Consider the following 2190-nt stretch of genomic DNA (forward strand, 5'->3'; position numbering starts at 1 on the left):
CCCTGGGCCTGTGCATCACGCATGCACAGGTGGCGCGCACAACGGCAGCGATCAACAAGGTGAGTCCGCTGCAGGCGCGCACGCACGCGGCCTACAAGGGCGGCAGGAGTTATTGACCCCCCCGCGCCGCCTGCGGCGTCACCCCCCAGGGGGCGATGCCTGTGGCCCGGCAAAGCCGGTTCCACGGCATCACTGGACGTGGCAAGCTCGCCGGAAATACCTGTGGTGAATCTACAGGATCCGCTCCAGCACCAGCACGCCGAAGAACCCGAGGCCCGCGATCACGGCCCACTTGAGGATCTTCAGGCCCCAGAGGCGGTACTTCTGCTGGCCGGTGCCGATATAGAACGCGAAACAGACGCCCGCGGCGATCAGCAGGAAGAAGATGGTGAAGCGGAACAGCACCATGGCCGCGGGTCCGGGTTACCAGGCCGGTGCGAGCTGCGCGAAGCCGGCGGGCGCCTCGCGCTCCTGCTCGAAGCTCACGATCTCGTAGGCGTCGGGCTGTGCCATCAGGGCGCGCAGCAGCTGGTTGTTCATGGCGTGGCCACTGCGGAAGGCGCTGTAGGCCGCCAGCAGCGGGTACCCCACCACGTAGAGGTCGCCGATGGCGTCCAGGATCTTGTGTTTGACGAACTCGTCGGCGTAACGCAGGCCGTCGGCGTTGAGCACCTTGACGTCGTCCATGACGATGGCGTTGTCCAGCCCGCCGCCCAGGCCCAGGCCGTGGGTGCGCATCATCTCGACGTCGCGCGTGAAGCCGAAGGTGCGGGCGCGGGCGATCTCGCGCGCGTAGGTGCCACTGCCCATGTCGAACTCGACGCGCTGACCGGTGGCGTTGACGGCCGGGTGGTCGAACTCGATTTCGAATGCGAGCTTGTAGCCGTGGAAGGGGTCCAGCCGCGCCCACTTGAGCGTGCGGCCCTCGCCTTCGCGCACCTCCACCGGCTGTTTGACGCGGATGAAGCGCTTGGGCGCCTTCTGCGTGACGATGCCGGCGCTCTGCAACAGGTAGACGAAGGACGCCGATGAACCGTCAAGGATGGGCACCTCTTCGGCGGTGATGTCCACGTAGAGGTTGTCCAGCCCCAGGCCGGCGGCGGCGCTCATCAGGTGCTCGATGGTGTGCACCTTCACGCCACCGTTGGAAATGGTCGACGCCAGCTTGGTGTCGGTCACCGAGTCGGCCCGCACCACGATGTCCACCGGCTCGGGCAGGTCCACGCGGCGGAACACGATGCCCGTGTCCGGCGCGGCTGGCCGCAGGGTCAGCTCCACCCGCTGGCCGCTGTGCAGGCCGACGCCGACCGCCTTGGTCAGGGATTTGAGGGTGCGTTGGGCAAGCATCGAACGATTTTAGGTTTGCAGGCGTTTTTGCGCTGACTGGAATCTTGATGGCCGCGATAGCCCCGGGTACTTCGCTGCAGCCAGAGCGGGCTGTGGCGACCGGGGTGGCCGGCTCCGCGAATGTCCCCCGCCAGGGGCTGCGCCCCTGGCTCCTCCTTTATTTCGCTGCGCCAGCCACCCCGATCACCCAAGCCCTTTGGGCGCGCATCCGTGGGTGTGTCGAAACATGTTCAGCTGGTGAGCGTGGGGCGCTCTGTGCAGCGGCATCAAGGAGGAGGCCCGGCGCAGCCGGGCCGGGGGACAGCCGCGGAGCAGAGCGCCCCGCGTCCACCAGCCACGAGCGAAGTGCACCCCTTCAAGAACACCGCGGAACCGGCTTCGCCGGGCCGCAGGTGTTGCCCCCTGGGGGGTGACGCCGCAGGCGGCGCGGGGGGCACCTGATCAGTCGGCCTGCTTGCGCAGGAACGCCGGGATCTCAAAGTCGTCCATGCCACCGGAAGCCAGCGCATCCACCTTGGCCGCGGCCTGGGTGCGGTTGGTGCGCCAGACGCTGGGCACGCCCATGCCGGCGTAATCCGGCTGGGCGGCACCTGCGCTCACGCTGCCCATGCCTGCACCGCCCACGGCGGTGTTGACGGTGGGCACGTTGAACGGCACGTTGTCGGTGCCGGTGCGCAGCACCTGCAGCGGGGGCGCGGTGCGGCGAGCGGCGCCCTGCCGGCTCAAACCCGTGGCCACCACGGTCACGCGCATCTCGTCGCCCAGGCTCTCGTCGTAGGCGGCGCCGTAGATCACGTGCGCGTCCGGTGCGGCGTAGGCCTTGATGGCGTTCATCGCTTCCTT

Annotated in this window: 2 protein-coding genes and 1 pseudogene; all 3 read right to left on the reverse strand. The window is 68.4% G+C overall.

Features of this window, described 5'->3' with window-relative positions; translation table 11 throughout:
* Window positions 1-231: 231 nt before the first annotated feature.
* On the reverse strand, window positions 232-408 hold the full coding sequence (locus ACR2JA_RS09195) for a hypothetical protein (RefSeq protein ID WP_434008791.1): 177 nt from the start codon (window positions 406-408) through the stop codon (window positions 232-234).
* Window positions 409-423: 15 nt separating this feature from the next.
* Entirely contained in the window at window positions 424-1347 is a 924-nt protein-coding gene (lpxC, locus tag ACR2JA_RS09200) for a UDP-3-O-acyl-N-acetylglucosamine deacetylase (RefSeq protein WP_434008792.1), read from the reverse strand.
* A gap of 441 nt (window positions 1348-1788) precedes the next feature.
* A pseudogene (locus ACR2JA_RS09205) lies at window positions 1789-2190 on the reverse strand (cell division protein FtsZ); the annotation flags it as partial.

The organism is Hydrogenophaga sp. (genome assembly GCF_051007235.1).
Lineage (GTDB): Bacteria > Pseudomonadota > Gammaproteobacteria > Burkholderiales > Burkholderiaceae_C > Hydrogenophaga.